The organism is Mesorhizobium sp. CNPSo 4661, from assembly GCF_057784215.1.
In genome coordinates, this window is sequence record NZ_JBWGIO010000015.1 from 156,499 (window position 1) to 172,245 (window position 15,747).

The window sequence follows — 15,747 nt, forward strand, 5'->3', positions numbered from 1 at the left end:
CGGCGACACCTTCTCCCACAGGGGGAGAAGGGGAAGGCGCGCTCACTTGTTGAAGTTGGCGATGAACTGCTTGAACTGCGGCGTTGGCGGCCTGGCGAACATCTCCTTCGGTTCGCCGACCGTGTCCACCTCGCCCTTGTGCAGGAACATCACCTTGCTCGATACGTCGCGGGCAAAGCCCATCTCATGGGTGACGACCAACATGGTGCGCCCTTCTTCGGCGAGCGAGCGCATCACGCGCAGCACCTCGCCGACCAGTTCCGGATCGAGCGCGGATGTCGGCTCGTCGAAGAGCATCACCTTGGGATTCATCGCAAGCGCGCGGGCAATCGCCGCGCGCTGCTGCTGGCCACCCGACATATGCGGCGGGTAGTAGTTGCGGCGCTCCCATATGCCGACGCGCTTCAGCAAGGCCTCTGCCTGTTCCAGGCACTCCGCGCGCGGCCGCTTCAGCACATGCGTCGGCGCGGCGACGAGGTTTTCCAGCACCGTCATGTGCGACCAGAGATTGAAGCTCTGGAAAACCATGGCGAGATTGGCGCGGATCCGCTCCACCTGGCGGATGTCGGCCGGCAACTGGTGGCCGTCGCGGCTCCGCTTCATCTGGATGAGCTCGCCGTCCACCCGCACTTCGCCGGAATCCGGGGTCTCCAAGAGATTGATACAGCGCAGCATCGTGCTCTTGCCGGAGCCCGAGGAGCCGAGGATCGAAATCACGTCGCCCTTGTGGGCTTCGAGCGAAATGCCCTTGAGCACCTCATGATCGCCAAAGCACTTGCGCAGGTCCTTGACGCTGATGGCTGCCTTGTCGTCCGGAGACGATGCCGCTTGCGCGGCAGCGGCGACATTTGCCGACATCACAACACCTCCGGGACGGGTTTGATTTGCTGGCTCTGCTCAGGCGGCGGGCGCAGATGCGGTGAAAGCCGGTATTCGACCCAGGCGAACAGCCGGGCGATCGACAGGTTGAGAAGCAGGTAGATCACGCCGGCGCAGGTCAGCACTTCGATCGGCCGGAACGTGTCGTGCTGGATCTTTTGCGCCGTTCCCATCATCTCCATGATGGTGACGACGGACGCGAGCGCGGTCGCCTTGGTCATGAGGATGATTTCGGTCGAATAGGCCGGCAAGGCGAGCCGCAGCGCGATCGGCAGCGTGACGAGGCGGAAGCGGGTGAAGGCCGACATGCCGAACGCCTTGGCCGCCTCGATCTGGCCGACAGGCACCGCCCGCAGCGCGCCGCGGAAGATCTCGCTCTCATAGGCGGCTGTGTTCAAGGCCATGGCGACGATCGTGCAATACATCGGATCGCGCAGGATCGGCCACAGGATCGGGCTGTGGCGCACGAAATCGAACTGGGAGAGCCCGAAATAGATTAGATAGAGCTGCACCAAGAGCGGCGATCCACGGAAGACGAAGACATAGGCGCGGGTGAAATATTCACCGAACTTGTGGCCGGAAGCCCGCAGCCAGGTCAGGCCGGAGGCGATGATGAGCCCGAAGGCGATGCCGAAGAACCAGATCTCGAGCGTCAGCGGCAGCGCCTTGAGCACGCTCCACATGGTCGAAAGGTAGAAGTCGAAATCCACCGCCACCTCTCACTTCGGCCGCGTGAAACTGCGCGAGGTGTAGCGCTCGGCCTTCTCGAAGATCGGCGTCGAGACCGAGGTCATCACCAGGTAGAGGATGCCGGCGACCGTGTAGAAAAGCAGCGAATGATGCGTCGAACGCGCCGCCTTGTTCGCGGTGAGCATCAGCTCGGCGACGCCGGTGACCGAGATCAGTGCCGAATCCTTGATGGTCAATTGCCAGACATTGCCCAGCCCCGGCACGGCGAGGCGCAGGACCTGCGGCACGATCACCAGGCGAAACCGCAGCCAGGCCGACATGCCGTAGGCGCGGGCCGCTTCCAGCTCGCCGCGATGGATCGCCAGGAACGATCCGCGAAAAACCTCGGCCTGGTAGGCGCCGGAAATGATGCCGACCGCGAGAACGCCGCCGAGGAAGCTCGGCATGTTCAAGATGTCGGTCGAGCCGATCGATCCGGTGGACCTCGCCACGCCGGTCAGAACCTGCGTGCCGCCATAGTAGAACAGGTAGATGATCAGCAGTTCCGGCTCGCCGCGAAACACGGTGGTGTAGCTCTCGCCGATGAACCTCAGTCCGCCGCGATGCGAAAGCTTGGCCGCCGCCACCAGCGAGCCCAGCACCGCACCAATCAGCATCGACACGAGGGTAACGGCGAGCGTCCAGCCGATACCCCAGAGCAGTTGCACGCCCCAGCCGGCGGCCAACAGCTCATAGGCCGTCGACATCTGGTCCTTGAGATCGTTGAGAAACTCCACTTACGGCTCCTGCGGGCGCCGAGATAGGCATCGACGGGTTGCCCGCCTTAAAGCGCGTGTCAAAACGGACTAGGCGACGCGCTTTTAGGCCTTGCCTTGATGCATGTCGTTCTCCCAAAACCGCTGCGCACTTTTGGCCGACATGCAATGCAAAACGGGAGCAGCCTTGGCTGCTCCCGTTGCGACATTACTTGGTAATGTCGATCTTGAACCATTGCATGGAGTATTTCGACACCGAGCCGTCGTCGAGCGCGGCCTTGAGCGCCTTGTTGTAGATGTCCTGCAGGTCCTTGTCGGTCTTGCGGAAAGCGGCGCCGATGCCCGGCCCGAGGATCGGGCCGCCCTTGAATTGCGGGCCGACGAATTCCAGGTCCTTGGCATCGGGCTTGGCCAGCGTGCCGAGGAAATAGGTGGTGTCGGCGAAGGCCACGTCGATGCGGCCGGCCATCAGGTCGAGGTCGTGCTCGTCGGTGGTCTTGTATTCATGGACGTTGGCGACGTCCTTGAGATATTTGTCGGCGAAGGTCGCCTCGGTGGTCGAGACCTGCAGGCCGACATTCTTGCCGGTGAGCTCCTTGCGCAGCGTGTCGAGCGCCGCCTTGGATTCGGCGTCGTCCTTCGACAGGTCGATCATCTTGCCGCTGTTGGACAGGTTGGCCAGCGGGCCGTTCTTGTCGGCCAGGAAGGCGACCGGCGACGAGGCGTAGGGGATCGAGAAGTCGATGGTCTTCATACGCTCTTCGGTGATCGACATGCCGTCCATGACGATGTCGAACTTGCCCGCCGTGAGGCCGGGAATGACGCCGTCCCAATCCTGCGCGACGATTTTGCATTCGAGCTTGGCTCGGGCGCAGACGTCGTTGAGGATGTCCACCTCGAAGCCGACGATCTTGCCGCTGGAGTCCGTCTGGTTCCAGGGGGCGTAGGAGCCCTCCATGGCGACCGTCACGGTCTTCCAGTCCTTGGCCAGTGCCGGGGTCGAGCAAGTCAACGCCAGCGCTGCGAGCGCGATCCAACGTGATGATGTCACAGGTGTGTCTCCCGTATTTTGTTCTTGGAACCCTCTGATACCAATTGCTTAGCCCAGCCCCAATTCTGCGACAAGGGCAGTTTTCCGGTTCACGCGTTGTTGCAATCCGCCCACGAGCCCGGGCTTGCCCGGCGGCTTCACCGCGAGCATCGATCCAATCGGGACCGTGAATGGAGAAGCGAAGCTACTCCGCCGGCGCGCCAGCAACGTTCTGGCGCGTCGCTTCGATCATCCGGCGTCGCGCGCGGAAGACGCCCCATTGCTGGTCGACCAGCACGCCGATCAGGATCACGCCGCCCATCACGGCGAAGTTGAGCGAGGACGGGATGCCGAGCAGGTTGACGAGGTTCTGCAACTCCTGCAGCAGCACGGTGCCGAGGATGACGCCGACCAGCGAGCCCTCGCCGCCACGCAGCGAGAAGCCGCCGAGCACCGCCGCGGCGATGGCATAGAGCTCGTAGAACTGGCCGTGGCTCGCCGGCGAGATCGAGCGCGTGTACATGGCGAAATAGATCGCCGACAGCGCCGTCAGCACGCCGCAGATGACATAGGCCGCGATGATCACGCGGCCCGTGCGGATGCCGGAATATTTCGCCGCTTCCTCGTTCTTGCCGATCGCATAGAGATAGCGGCCGAACACCGAGCGGTGCAGCACCACCCACATGACGACGGCGATGACGATCAGCGCGATGAAGCTGTTCGGCAGGCCGCCCGACCGTCCGGCGGTCAGGAATTCGAGCGTCGGAAAATTCTGCCCGAAGGCGAAACCCGCCGTGCCGTCGGCGGTGTAGAAGCGCGCCACGCCGCGATAGATCAAGAGGCCGCACAGCGTCACCACGAAGGGCTGCAGTTTCAGCCGCGTGATCAGCCAGCCATGCACGAAGCCGATGACGGCGCCGAGCACGAGGATCAGCACGAAGGCCAGCGGCCAGTCCACCTCGCGCACCGCGATGAAGTCGATGAACAGAGTGCCGAGCAGCGCGATCAGCGAGCCAACCGACAATTCGATGCCGCCGGTAATGATGACGAAGGCCTGGCCGATCGACAGGATGCCGAACAGCGCGACCAGGTTGGAGGTATTGGCGAGGTTGATCGCAGACAGGAAGCGCGGGTTGATGGCCGTCACCACCGCGCCGACCACCAGGATCAGGATCAGCAGGCCGAGATCTTTCTTGCTCATTCAACTCCTCCCGCCGCTTGCAGCAGTTTCGGCTTCTTGCCGACCGCCAGCAAGAGCACGTTCTCCTGGCTGAAATCGTCCTTGTCGAGGATGCCGGAGATCTGCCCCTCATGCATGACCGCGATGCGGTCCGACACGCCGATCACTTCTTCCATGTCGCTGGAGATCATCAGCACGGCGACGCCGGCATCGGCCAGCGCCCGCATCAGCCCGTAGATCTCGGCCTTGGCGCCGATGTCGATGCCGCGCGTCGGCTCGTCCAGGATCATCACCTTTGGGTTCATCGCCAGCCATTTGGCCAGCACCACCTTCTGCTGGTTGCCGCCGGACAGCGTGCCGGTGCGGGTCAGGACCGATGGCGCCTTGATGCCGAGGTTCTTCTTCTGTTTTTCGGCCGTCGCGAGCTCGGCGCTGGCCGAGACCAGCGAGCGCCTGGCATGCGCCGGCAGGTTGGGCAGCGAGATGTTCTGGGCGATCGACAGATCGAGCAGGATGCCGGTGAGCTTGCGGTCCTCGGGCACCAGGAAGATGCCGTTCGCCATCGCGTCGGCGGCCGATGTCACGTTCAGCGGCTTGCCGTCGAGCGTGACGCTGCCGGCCAGCCGCTCGTCGATGCCGAACAGCACGCGCGCCAGCTCCGTGCGGCCGGAGCCGACCAGGCCCGCGAGGCCGAGGATCTCTGCGCGCCTCAGTTCCAGGCTGACCGGACGATCCGGATAGGTGCTGGTGCGGATCGCGTCCGCCGACAGGGCCACGCTGCCCGGCGCGCGGGCGGCTTCGCCGGCCTTCTCGCGCTCCTTCAGCATGCGGCCGATCATCAGCCTGACCATCTCGTCGTGATTGATGTGGTCCTTCGCCAGTGTGCCGGCCAGCGTGCCGTCGCGCAGCACCACGACACGGTCGGCGACGCGCTCGATCTCATGCAGCCGGTGCGAGATGAAAATGACGCTTATGCCTTGAGCCTTCAGCCCCTTGATGACGTCGAGCAGCTTTTCGGTCTCGGCCATCGGCAGGCTGGAGGTCGGCTCGTCGAGGATGACCAGGCGGGCCTTGATAGACAACGCCTTCGCGATCTCGACCATCTGCTGCTGGGCGAGCGACAGCGATGCGACCGGCGCGTCGGCCGAGAAATTGGCGCCGACCCGCTTCAAAAGCGGCGCCACCATTTCGCGCAGTTTCGCGCGGTCGACCAGCTTCAGCAGGCCGGCACGCAGCGGCTCGCGGCCGAAGAAGATGTTGGCGGCGACATCGAGATTTTCGAAGAGGTTGAGCTCCTGGTGCACGAAGGCGATGCCGGAGCCGATGCTTTGTTCGACGGTCAGCCCGTCATGTGCCACGCCATCGACGGCGACGGTGCCGCTGTCCGGCCGCGTCACCCCGCCGAGGATCTTCATCAGCGTCGATTTGCCGGCGCCGTTTTCGCCGACCAGGCCGATGACCTCGCCGGGACGGACTTCCATCGAGAACCTGTCCAGCGCCACAACACCCGGATAGGTCTTGCGCACGGCCTCCAGGCTCAGGAACGGAGCGGCGATCTGTTGAGTGGTGTCGGTTGAGGTCATCACGCCATAGTTTACCGCACGGGGCAGCAGCCGGTGGCCCACAGACTGACGGGCCTTGGCAGGTCCGTCAATACGAACGCCGGCTCAAGGCGGACCCTTGAGCCGGCGCGACTGTTTTGGGCTTATTTGCCCTGCATCGCCTTCAGGTTGGCGGCGTAGGCGTCGACGTCATCCTTGCCGATGATCTTGGTCGGGATGATGATCAGGTTGCCGGCCGGGATGCCGGACTTGTCGCCCTTGAGATAGGCGGCCATCAGCTTCATGCCCTGATAGGCCCACTCGAACGGCTGCTGCACCACGGTGGCGGCAACGGTGCCTTCCTTGACGCCGCCCAGCGTGATCGGATCGTCGTCGAAGCCGACGACGGTGATCTGGCCGAGCTTGCCGGCGTCGCGCAGCGCTTCATAGATGCGCGGCGTGTTGTAGGAGTAGAAGCCGACCATGCAGGTGATGTCGGGGCTGGCGACCAGCGCATCCTCGACATTCTTCTTGGCGCGCGCCTGGTCGATGTCGTCGCCGCGCACGTCGACCAGCTCGATCTTGCTGCCGGCGAGCCCGTCCTTCATGCCCTGGATGCGCTCCTTGGCGTTGTCGGCGCCGAGTAGGCCGACGAAGCCCAGGCACTTGCCGCCGTTCGGCATCGCCTTCTTGGCGATCTCGGCCGCCTGCTTGCCGGCGTCGACGTTGGACGAGCCGATATAGGCGACGCGCTTGGTCTGCGGGGCGTCGGAGTCGGTGGTGAACAGCGCCGTTTGCGACGCGATCTTGTTCAGCCCGTCGGTCGAGGTCTTGGGATCGACGGCCGAGACCATGATGCCCTTGACGCCTGCCGTCACCAGGTCGTCCATCAGCCGCTGCTGGATGGCGACCGAGGACTGTTCCGGATATTTGAGCTCGAGATTGTAGTCGGGCAGTTCGCCCTGCGCCTTCTTGACGCCGGCTTCCGCCGCCTTCCAGAAGTCTGACGCACCGTTGACGACGAAGGCCAGCGTCGGCTTGTCGTCGGCGCGCACACTGGCGCTTACCGACAGGCCGATGAGCAAGGCCGCCGCGGCGACAGATGCGTTACGGATCGTGGATTTCATAGTTCAACCTCCCTTGTAGAACTTGCCTTGTGGAACTCGTCGCTGATGTCTCGGCTGCGGCCTGGATAACCCTCCTCCTCAAGGGTGTGGCGCAAAGGTCCGCCGACTTAAGAACGGTGCCGATCCGGCCGCGGTCGAGACACTAGACACTCATGTGGCGTTCGTAAATAGTCCGATTTGTCTGACATTTTCGTGAGATGGAGTGCGCACCCGATCCGGCATGCCGCCGAGTTCCGGGCAAGCGTCCTTCGCACTGCCGGCACCGAGCGGAAGCCCGGACGGTTACGACGAGTTGACAGTAGAACGCTTACGGCTATTAGTAAATACTATTAGTTATGAAGCCGCCAGGCGCGATTTCGATGCGGAGGAGACGCTTGTCGAAGGACGCGCCGGGAGTGAGGAGAGCGAGCGCGACAGAGTCTATGGCCGCGCGGGAAATACCTGAATTGTCAGCGTTGCCGACCTTGTCTGACTGGTTTCGTCGCGCAGCGGCTTAGCCGGCGATTTGCATGTGTTGCCTGCTAATATGTATTAGTCTGGCGCAGCCTCGATAAACGCAACGGCCTGGACCATCTTGCCGTTACCGCCGCCTTTGCTTTAGAGCCGGCTGGGTTTTGGGAAACGACCATGAGCGAACCGACGGACCTGCGCGATCCCCCCGGAGCCTCCAGGCGCCGCAAGCCGGGGGCCAAGCCGAAGGGGCGCGTCACCATGACCGACATTGCGCGCGCCGCCGGCTGCTCGCAGGCTACGGTCTCGTTCGTGCTCAACAATTCGCCAGGTATCAGGCTGTCGCAGCAGACACGCGACCGGGTGATCGAGGCGGCGCGGGCGCTGGGCTATTCGCCGCCGGTCTTTTCGGCGCTCAGGCCGCCCGTGACGCCATTCGAAGGCCTGGACGGCGTCATTGGCTTCGCGGTCGACCAGCTCGCCACCAGCCCCGAGGCGGTGGTCGCCATCGAGGGCGCGCGGCAGGCCTCGTGGAACGCGGGCAATGTGCTTCTGGTGGCGCAGACCATGGGCGACGCGGTGATGGAGCCGCGCGCGATTTCAGCGCTGACGCGGCGCGGCATCTCGGCGCTGATCTATATGACCATCTTCACGCGCGAGATCACGGCGCCGGATTTCCTCTACAGCCTCGATATCCCGGTCATCCTGCTCAACTGCTATACGGCCGACTATGCCTTCCCGGCGGTGGTTCCCTCCGAGATCGCCGGCGGCCAGAGCGCGACAAGGCACCTGATCGGCCATGGCCATCGCCGCATCGCCACCATCACCGGCGAGCCGTGGATGCAGGCCGCGCAAGATCGGCTGAAAGGCTATCGCCGCGCCTTGGCCACCGCCGACATCCCGTTCGACCCCGAGTTGGTGGTCGAGGGCGACTGGTCGGCCAGCGCCGGCTATGCCGCGACGGTCAAGCTGCTGGGACTCAAGGAGCGGCCCACCGCCATCTTCTGCCAGAACGACCGCACCGCGATCGGCTGCTACGAGGCGCTGAAGGAAGCCGGCCTGCACATCCCGCAGGACATTTCCGTGGTCGGCTATGACGACGAGGAGATCGCCCGCCACCTCTTCCCGCCGCTGACCACCTCCATCCTGCCGCATCTGGCGATGGGGCAATGGGCAATCGAGCAGCTCGAAGCGCCGCCGACGCCCGGCCGCGGCCGGTATCCCATCACCAAGCTGGAGTGCCCGCTCGTGGAGCGGGAGTCGGTCGCGACCGTGAGATCGCCCACATAAAGCGCCGACCCAGTCAGGCTACCTTTGCTGCCGATGTTACAGATCACCCGGCGCCTATGCAGCAGTTGCGCCGTCGTTTAGCCTAAGCTCATCAATGGGAGGCTCCGATGACGTCCACCTTCACCGTCCATGCGGCATCCGGTTACGAGCAGCTCATGGGGCGCTGGAGCCGCAGGCTCGCGCCCAAGTTCATCGACTTCGCCGGTCTGGCCGGTGGCGAAAAGATCCTCGATGTCGGCTGCGGCACGGGGAGTCTTACCTTCGAGCTGGCAAAATCCGCCGATCTTGCGGAAATCCAGGCCATCGACTTTTCACCGGTGTTCGTCGAGGCGGCTAAGGAGAAAAACAGCGATCCGCGCGTCACCATCAGCCAGGCCGACGCCACGGCGCTGCCATTCGCCGACAATGCGTTCGACCGCGCGCTGGCGCTGCTGGTGCTGCACTTCGTGCCGGAGGCCGGCAAGGCTGTGGCCGAGATGCGCCGCGTCGTGCGGCCTGGCGGCGTGGTCGCGGCCGTGGTCTGGGATCATTACGGCGGCATGACCGGCATGCGCATGATGATCGACACGGTGGCGGCGCTCAGCGAAAGCGGGCGCCAGATGCGCAGCCGCTATTGCTTCCAGCCGATGATGCAGCCGGGCGAGATGAAGCGGGCCTTTGTCGAGCAAGGCCTGGCCGACGTCAGCGAAGTCGAGCTGATGATCCGCATGGACTACCAGAATTTCGACGACTTCTGGGCGCCGATCGGCGCTGGGGAAGGCCCGCTCGGCAGATATATGACATTGGATGCCACCGAGCGGGACCGCATCGAGGCCGCCGTCCGCGATGCCTATCAGGCCGGCCGGCCCGACGGCCCGCGATCCTTCGCCAATGTCGCCTGGGCCTGTCGCGGCATCGTGCCCTGAAATCCACGTCGAGTGTCCGGCGCACTGCATCGCGAAGCCGGCAAAGCGTCAGTTGCCGGCGGCCGCGGCATTGATCTCCCAGCCGTCGACCCAGACCTGCCGCAGCCGGTCGCCCTCACCCTTGAACCACTGGCCCGCCGGCCGGCAGTCTTCGATACGGTCGCTGCGGAAATTGCGGATCGCCTGACGCAATTCGCACCAGGCGACGATGTTGGCGGTCTCGGCATAGTAGATCAGCGCAACCGGACGGATGATGCGGTCGGTCGCCCGTCCCGACTCATCGCGATAGGAAAGGTCGAGCTTCTCCTCGTCGCGGATGGCGCGGCGGACCAGCGCAAGATCGACAGCGGCGGCTGACGGCGGCGCAAAGCCCCAGGCATGGATTGCGTTGGCATCGAGCGTCTGCCGTAGAGGCGGCGGCACGGCGCCGGCGATCTTGGCGCCGACGCGCTTCGCGGCCTGCTTGAGCTCGTCGTCGCCGGTGCGTTCGAGCAGCGCCAGCGACAATACGATCGCTTCCATCTCCTCGATGGAAAACATCAGCGGCGGCAGGTCGAAGCCGGGGCGCAGGATGTAGCCGATGCCGCGCTCGCCCTCGATGGGCACGCGCATCGCCTGCAGCGCCGCAATATCGCGATAGACCGAGCGCACCGTCACCTCCAGTTGTCCGGCCATAGCGGCTGCGGTCACCGGCTTTCTGGCCAGCCGCAGGATCTGGATGATCTCGAACAGGCGCGAGGCCTTGCGCATTTTTCCATCCGACGAAACGCAACTGACACATCCCCGTCAGTTGGGGTGACCTATAGGGCCGCCTACCGGCTTGAAAATCAACAGATTCCTTTTTGCGCAAGCGGGTCATGCGACGGGCAACTGACATGAGCTATGCCGAAAACCTCTGGCTGTTCTTCGTGCTTCTGTTCGGCATCATCGCCGTGCCGGGCATGGACATGTTGTTCGTGCTCGCCAACGCGCTGACCGGCGGCAGCAACCGAGGCCTGGCGGCGACCGCCGGCATCATGCTGGGCGGCGCGGTGCATACGCTGAACGGGGCGATCGGCGTCGGCCTGCTCATGCATTTCGTGCCGATGCTGTTCACGCCGCTGCTGCTCGCCGGCGCCGCTTATATGGCCTATATCGGCATTTCGCTGATGCGCAGCTCGATCACCGTCGGCGACAACGGACCCGCGGGGAGCCGCTCGGCCTGGAAGGCCTTTCGGCAAGGCATGATCACCTGCCTGATCAATCCCAAGGCGTATCTCTTCATCCTTGCCGTCTATCCGCAATTCCTGAAGCCGGCTTACGGTCCGATCTGGATGCAGGCGACCATCATGGGATTGCTGACCGTCGCCACCCAGGCCGCGGTCTATGGCGGACTTGCCGTCACGGCCGGGCGCAGCCGGGGGCTGTTGGTCGACAATCCGCAAGCGACCATACTCGCAGGCCGCGCGGCGGGCTTGCTGCTGTTCGCGGTTTCGATATTCACGGCCTGGGAAGGGTTGAGGGCGGCGTGAGCGCCGCCCTCTCGATTTTGTTCAGGCCGCGCCCTGCCGGCTGGCGAGCAGCTCGCGCTTCACCGACCGGCGCCATTCGACGGCGCCGGCAAGGCCGTGCAGCACGGTCTCGGTGGTCGCCCAGTCGATGCAGCCGTCGGTGATGCTCTGGCCGTAGGTGAGCGGCTTGCCGGGCACGACATCCTGCCGGCCGGCGACGAGATTGCTCTCGATCATGACGCCGATGATGCGCTCGTCCCCCGCCGCCACCTGCCCCGCCACGTCATGCGCGACCTTGGGCTGGTTCTCAGGCTTCTTGGCGCTGTTGGCGTGGCTGACATCGATCATCAGCCGCGGCGCAACACCAATGCGGCCGAGCTCGGCAGCCGCGGCCTCGACGCTTGCCGCATCGTAGTTCGGCGTGATGCCGCCGCGCAGGATGACGTGGCAATCCTCATTGCCGGTGGTCGCCGCGATGGCGCTGCGGCCGTCCTTGGTCACCGCCATGAAATGATGCGGCTGGGCGGCCGACTTCACGGCTTCGCCGGCGATCCTGAGATTGCCGTCGGTGCCGTTCTTGAAGCCGACCGGGCAGGAGAGGCCCGACGCCAGCTCGCGATGGATCTGGCTTTCGGTGGTGCGCGCGCCGATGGCGCCCCAGGCGACGAGGTCGGCGATGTATTGCGGCGTGGTCATGTCGAGGAATTCGGTCGCCGCCGGCAGGCCGAGATTGTTGACGGCCGACAAAACGTTGCGCGCCATGCGCAAGCCCTTGTCGATGTTGAACGAGCCATCAAGGTCGGGATCGTTGATGAGACCCTTCCAGCCGACCGTGGTGCGCGGCTTCTCAAAATAGACGCGCATGACGATCTCGAGCCGGTCGGCCAGGGCCTCGCGCAGCGCCGCCAGACGGCTGGCGTAGTCCACGGCGGCGACCGGATCGTGGATGGAACAAGGGCCGACGATGACGACCAGTCGATCGTCGGCCCCCGTGAGGATGGAATGGATGGCGTTGCGCGAAGCGGCAACTGTTCGCGTCGCCGTGAGCGAGCGCGGTATCTCGCGTATCACGTCGTCCGGCGTGCTCAGGACTTTGAGTTCTCTGACCCGAAGGTCGTCTGTGGTGGTCAACACGGCTTTCTGCTCCTGGTTAGGAGACCTGCCGGCTGAAACAAAAAAGCCGCCAGGTCTGGCGGCTTGTCGGATTTTGATCTGGAGTTTTTCAGATCGAGCGCAATCCTCCCGCCGCCAGCGAGCTACCGTAGCTAAAGTACCAAAACGAGGCGGTCAGGTGGATCATGCGGGTCATATAGTCGATGGAGAGGTGTTTGTCACTCTCTCTTTGCTTGGCGCAATTCCGGACGGAAAACCGCTTCACACTTTTCCTGAAATTGCTCACTCCCCAATCACGCCAGCGATGTTCTGGTCGTAGTCTACCAGCGAGCCGGTCATGACGCCGGCCTGTGGGCTCAGCATGTAGGTGATCAGCCGGGCAAGCTGGGCGGGCTTGACCAACTGGCCCATGGGCTGCGAAGCCTCGGCCTTTGCCAGCCAGTCGTCGGGCGCATCGTGCCACTTCTTCTGCACGATATCCTCGCCCTCGGTGTCCATCCATCCAGGCAGCACGGCGTTGCAGCGGATGCGGTTCTTCCGGTACGAGTTCGCGACATTCTTGGTCAGCGTCATCAGCGCGCCCTTGCTGGTCGAATAGGGCGTCAGGAACGACTGGCCGGCATGCGCCGACATCGACAGGACGTTGACGATCGAGCCCGGCGCCTTGCGCTCCAGGAGATGCGCGACGAGGCCCTGCATGAGGAAGAACGGCCCGCGCACATTGGTGTCGAAGATCTGGTCGAAAAGCTCTTCCGACGTCTCGACCAGCGAGCCGCGCGCCGAGGTGGCGGCGGCATTGACCAGCGCGTTGAGCGTGCCGAAATGCTTGATCGCCGTCTCGACGGCACGCTTGCAGTCGGCGACCTTGGCGACGTCGGCGCTGATGAAGATGGCGTCGACGCCACTCTTCCTGAGCGCTGCAACCGCCTTGTCGCCCTTCTCCTGCGAGCGGCCGATCAGCGCCAGCGCGCGGCAGCCCTCATCCGCCAAGGCCTCGGCAACCGCGAAGCCGATGCCCTGCGCGCCGCCGGTGACGATGGCGCGCGTTTGTGAATTGCGACCGGCCAAACCGCTCATCGCTGTGCTCCTGTGTTTTTGACTACCAATGCATTTTCAAGATTCATTGAGGTTCCGATCGGTTGCCCGATGTCTTGCCGCAACGTCGTTAACTTGGTCGAAGCGTCCTCAACTTCGTCATCCTAGGGCGAAGCAGGAGCGGAGCTCCGTCGCGAAGACCTTGGGATCCATGCCGTGACCCGGCGGAAGAACCCGGCGGAGCAGAATTCTGCACCGTTAACACCGCTCCGATGTAACGGCATGATCCTCGGGTCTGCGCGCGTCGCTTCGCTCCTTGCTCCGCCCGTGGATGACGACCTGATAAGCGTTCCGGCTAATCGCCAACCGTTAGAGACAGACAATCCGACCGCCATCGAAATACCTGCCTCGTCGGGTCAATCGACGCGGACGGTCTTGCCCGTCTTCGCCGATTTCAGCGCCGCGTCGGCCAGCTTCAGCGCGATCAGCCCGTCCTTGCCGCTCGGCGCCGCCTTCTTGCCCGCGGTTGCCGCGGCGATGAAGGAGGTGATCTCGTTGGCATAGGCGTCGATGTAGCGGGTCATGAAGAAGTCGTGCAGCGGCGGGCGGGTGTAGCCCTTGTCGTTGGCGAGCTCGATCGACACCGGCCGCTGGTTCTCGGCCGCGACCATGCCCTTGGAGCCATGCACCTCGATGCGCTGGTCATAGCCATAGGTGGCGCGGCGCGAATTGGAGATGACGGCCTGCTTGCCGGAAGCGGTCTCGAGGATGACGCTGACCGAGTCGAAATCGCCGGCTTCGCCAATCTTCTTGTCGACCAGCACCGAGGCGTGGGCGCTGACGGCAACCGGCTCCTCGCCGAGCAGGAAGCGCGCCATGTCGAAATCATGGATGGTCATATCGCGGAAAATGCCGCCGGACCTGGCGATGTAGTCGAGCGGCGGGGCGCCGGGATCGCGCGAGGTGATGGTGACCATCTCGACCGTGCCGACGGCGCCGTCGTCGATCGCCTTGCGCACGGCGGCGAAATGCGGGTCGAAGCGGCGGTTGAAGCCGACCATCAGCGTGGCCTTGGTCTTCTCGACCACCGCCAGGCATTTTTCGACGCGCTTGACGGAGAGATCGATCGGCTTCTCGCAGAAGATCGCCTTGCCGGCCTTGGCAAAGCGCTCGATCAGATCGGCATGGGTGTCGGTCGGCGTGCAGATGATGACGGCGTCGATGTCCCCGGACTTCTCGATGACGTCGATGCTGCGGACCTCAGCGCCATAGGCGGAGGCCAGTTCCGTCGCCGCTTTCTCGAAGGCATCCGCCACGGCGACCAGTTTGGCCCGCGGATTTGAGCCGACGGCGCGGGCATGCACCTTGCCGATGCGGCCGGCGCCGAGAAGAGCGAAGCGGAGTGTCATGGAATGTCCTTTGAGGGCGGTTCTGAAAGATGTCCGCGCCTTTTCGGCGCGGATGATTGGTGATCCCGTCGCAGCGCCCGTCAGGCGGCCTGCAGCTCCGCCTGGCCGGTCTTGGCGCCGGTGATGTAGGCGACGATGTCGTTGCCGTCGGTGTCCTGCTTGCGCAGGTTGGCGACGATCTTGCCGCGGCGGAAGACGACGATGCGGTCGACCAGGTCGAACACCTGGCGCATGTTGTGGCTGACCAGGATCAGCGGCTCGCCGTTTTCCTTCAGCGTGCGGATGATGTTTTCGACCTGCGCCGTCTCCTGCACGCCAAGCGCTGCCGTCGGCTCGTCCATGATGATCAGCTTGGAGGCGAAGGTCGCGGTCCTGGCGATCGCGACGCACTGGCGCTGGCCGCCCGACATGTGGCGGATGGTGCTGGAGAGGTTCGGGATCTTCACCGCCGTGCGGACAAGTGCCGCCTCCGTCGCCTTGCGCATCGCCTTGCGGTCGAGGATCGAAAAGGGCCCGAGATTGAAAAGCACCTTCTCGCGGCCGAGGAACAAGTTCGACGGCACGTCGAGATCGTCGGCCAGCGCGAGGTTCTGGAACACGGTCTCGATGCCCGCCTCGCGCGCCTCGATCGGGCCGGCGAAGTTCACTTCCTTGCCGTCGAACCAGATCTTGCCGTCTGTGCGCTGCTCGACGCCGGTGATCTGGCGCACGAAGGTCGATTTGCCGGCGCCGTTGTCGCCCATGATGGCGACATGCTCGCCCTTGCGCAGCTCGAAATTCGCCTCCTGGAGCGCGTGCACGCCGCCATAATGCTTGGTGAGGTTTTCGGTCTTCAGAACGATGTCGGACATGG

Annotated in this window: 15 protein-coding genes; 3 read left to right on the forward strand and 12 right to left on the reverse strand. The window is 64.2% G+C overall.

The annotated features are described in order from the left end of the window. Positions 1–42: 42 nt before the first annotated feature. The 7 genes from AC0YKC_RS23170 to AC0YKC_RS23200 all read right to left on the reverse strand — a co-directional run bounded on the left by AC0YKC_RS23170 (position 43) and on the right by AC0YKC_RS23200 (position 7,202). Positions 43–858 (reverse strand): ABC transporter ATP-binding protein, encoded by an 816-nt coding sequence (locus AC0YKC_RS23170; protein WP_320294021.1) that lies wholly within the window; start codon positions 856–858, stop codon positions 43–45. Next, complete coding sequence (locus tag AC0YKC_RS23175) at positions 858–1,595, reverse strand: ABC transporter permease (protein ID WP_488512719.1); 738 nt, start codon at positions 1,593–1,595, stop codon at positions 858–860. Before AC0YKC_RS23175 ends, AC0YKC_RS23170 begins: the two co-directional genes overlap by 1 nt. A 3-nt stretch (positions 1,596–1,598) precedes the next feature. Next, positions 1,599–2,315: an ABC transporter permease gene (locus AC0YKC_RS23180; RefSeq protein ID WP_434725606.1), complete on the reverse strand. Its 717-nt coding sequence runs from the start codon at positions 2,313–2,315 to the stop codon at positions 1,599–1,601. A gap of 217 nt (positions 2,316–2,532) precedes the next feature. Next, the gene (locus AC0YKC_RS23185) at positions 2,533–3,375 is read right to left on the reverse strand and encodes a transporter substrate-binding domain-containing protein (RefSeq protein WP_488512720.1); all 843 of its coding nucleotides are present in this window, start codon (positions 3,373–3,375) and stop codon (positions 2,533–2,535) included. Between the two features lie 184 nt (positions 3,376–3,559). After that, positions 3,560–4,555 carry an ABC transporter permease gene (locus AC0YKC_RS23190; protein WP_488512721.1) on the reverse strand — a complete coding sequence of 332 codons (996 nt, stop codon included), beginning with the start codon at positions 4,553–4,555 and terminating at the stop codon, positions 3,560–3,562. Further along, the gene (locus AC0YKC_RS23195) at positions 4,552–6,117 is read right to left on the reverse strand and encodes a sugar ABC transporter ATP-binding protein (protein ID WP_488512722.1); all 1,566 of its coding nucleotides are present in this window, start codon (positions 6,115–6,117) and stop codon (positions 4,552–4,554) included. Before AC0YKC_RS23195 ends, AC0YKC_RS23190 begins: the two co-directional genes overlap by 4 nt. A gap of 122 nt (positions 6,118–6,239) precedes the next feature. Then, the gene (locus tag AC0YKC_RS23200) at positions 6,240–7,202 is read right to left on the reverse strand and encodes a sugar-binding protein (RefSeq protein WP_434724793.1); all 963 of its coding nucleotides are present in this window, start codon (positions 7,200–7,202) and stop codon (positions 6,240–6,242) included. Between the two features lie 627 nt (positions 7,203–7,829). Here AC0YKC_RS23200 and AC0YKC_RS23205 point away from each other — a divergent pair. Beyond that, positions 7,830–8,942, forward strand: coding sequence for a LacI family DNA-binding transcriptional regulator (locus AC0YKC_RS23205; RefSeq protein ID WP_320294015.1), 1,113 nt, complete (start codon positions 7,830–7,832; stop codon positions 8,940–8,942). A gap of 107 nt (positions 8,943–9,049) precedes the next feature. Next, the gene (locus AC0YKC_RS23210; protein ID WP_488512723.1) at positions 9,050–9,847 is read left to right on the forward strand and encodes a methyltransferase domain-containing protein; all 798 of its coding nucleotides are present in this window, start codon (positions 9,050–9,052) and stop codon (positions 9,845–9,847) included. 48 nt (positions 9,848–9,895) lie between these two features. Here the strand turns inward: AC0YKC_RS23210 and AC0YKC_RS23215 are convergent, their stop codons facing one another. Beyond that, the gene (locus AC0YKC_RS23215) at positions 9,896–10,597 is read right to left on the reverse strand and encodes a helix-turn-helix transcriptional regulator (RefSeq protein ID WP_488512724.1); all 702 of its coding nucleotides are present in this window, start codon (positions 10,595–10,597) and stop codon (positions 9,896–9,898) included. 125 nt (positions 10,598–10,722) lie between these two features. On the opposite strand from AC0YKC_RS23215, the gene AC0YKC_RS23220 reads away from it, so the two are divergent. Further along, the gene (locus AC0YKC_RS23220; protein WP_488512725.1) at positions 10,723–11,358 is read left to right on the forward strand and encodes a LysE family translocator; all 636 of its coding nucleotides are present in this window, start codon (positions 10,723–10,725) and stop codon (positions 11,356–11,358) included. 21 nt (positions 11,359–11,379) lie between these two features. On the opposite strand, the gene AC0YKC_RS23225 is transcribed toward AC0YKC_RS23220, so the two are convergent. The 4 genes from AC0YKC_RS23225 to AC0YKC_RS23240 all read right to left on the reverse strand — a co-directional run bounded on the left by AC0YKC_RS23225 (position 11,380) and on the right by AC0YKC_RS23240 (position 15,745). Next, positions 11,380–12,471 (reverse strand): 3-deoxy-7-phosphoheptulonate synthase, encoded by a 1,092-nt coding sequence (locus AC0YKC_RS23225; RefSeq protein ID WP_488512726.1) that lies wholly within the window; start codon positions 12,469–12,471, stop codon positions 11,380–11,382. A 261-nt stretch (positions 12,472–12,732) separates the two neighbouring features. Further along, positions 12,733–13,527: an SDR family oxidoreductase gene (locus tag AC0YKC_RS23230; RefSeq protein WP_488512727.1), complete on the reverse strand. Its 795-nt coding sequence runs from the start codon at positions 13,525–13,527 to the stop codon at positions 12,733–12,735. 374 nt (positions 13,528–13,901) lie between these two features. Next, the gene (gene iolG / locus AC0YKC_RS23235) at positions 13,902–14,894 is read right to left on the reverse strand and encodes an inositol 2-dehydrogenase (RefSeq protein ID WP_488512728.1); all 993 of its coding nucleotides are present in this window, start codon (positions 14,892–14,894) and stop codon (positions 13,902–13,904) included. A gap of 80 nt (positions 14,895–14,974) precedes the next feature. Next, the gene (locus AC0YKC_RS23240; protein WP_140641685.1) at positions 14,975–15,745 is read right to left on the reverse strand and encodes an ATP-binding cassette domain-containing protein; all 771 of its coding nucleotides are present in this window, start codon (positions 15,743–15,745) and stop codon (positions 14,975–14,977) included. Positions 15,746–15,747: the final 2 nt, after the last annotated feature.

What these genes read in the sequence shown, in the direction of transcription:
- AC0YKC_RS23170 (WP_320294021.1), bottom strand. Translation starts at nt 858, where the DNA reads ATGTCGGCAAATGTCGCCGCTGCCGCGCAAGCGGCATCGTCTCCGGAC.
- AC0YKC_RS23180 (WP_434725606.1), bottom strand. Translation starts at nt 2,315, where the DNA reads ATGTCGACGGCCTATGAGCTGTTGGCCGCCGGCTGGGGCGTGCAACTG.
- AC0YKC_RS23190 (WP_488512721.1), bottom strand. Translation starts at nt 4,555, where the DNA reads ATGAGCAAGAAAGATCTCGGCCTGCTGATCCTGATCCTGGTGGTCGGC.
- AC0YKC_RS23195 (WP_488512722.1), bottom strand. Translation starts at nt 6,117, where the DNA reads ATGACCTCAACCGACACCACTCAACAGATCGCCGCTCCGTTCCTGAGC.
- AC0YKC_RS23200 (WP_434724793.1), bottom strand. Translation starts at nt 7,202, where the DNA reads ATGAAATCCACGATCCGTAACGCATCTGTCGCCGCGGCGGCCTTGCTC.
- AC0YKC_RS23205 (WP_320294015.1), top strand. Translation starts at nt 7,830, where the DNA reads ATGAGCGAACCGACGGACCTGCGCGATCCCCCCGGAGCCTCCAGGCGC.
- AC0YKC_RS23210 (WP_488512723.1), top strand. Translation starts at nt 9,050, where the DNA reads ATGACGTCCACCTTCACCGTCCATGCGGCATCCGGTTACGAGCAGCTC.
- AC0YKC_RS23215 (WP_488512724.1), bottom strand. Translation starts at nt 10,597, where the DNA reads ATGCGCAAGGCCTCGCGCCTGTTCGAGATCATCCAGATCCTGCGGCTG.
- AC0YKC_RS23220 (WP_488512725.1), top strand. Translation starts at nt 10,723, where the DNA reads ATGAGCTATGCCGAAAACCTCTGGCTGTTCTTCGTGCTTCTGTTCGGC.
- AC0YKC_RS23230 (WP_488512727.1), bottom strand. Translation starts at nt 13,527, where the DNA reads ATGAGCGGTTTGGCCGGTCGCAATTCACAAACGCGCGCCATCGTCACC.
- iolG (WP_488512728.1), bottom strand. Translation starts at nt 14,894, where the DNA reads ATGACACTCCGCTTCGCTCTTCTCGGCGCCGGCCGCATCGGCAAGGTG.
- AC0YKC_RS23240 (WP_140641685.1), bottom strand. Translation starts at nt 15,745, where the DNA reads ATGTCCGACATCGTTCTGAAGACCGAAAACCTCACCAAGCATTATGGC.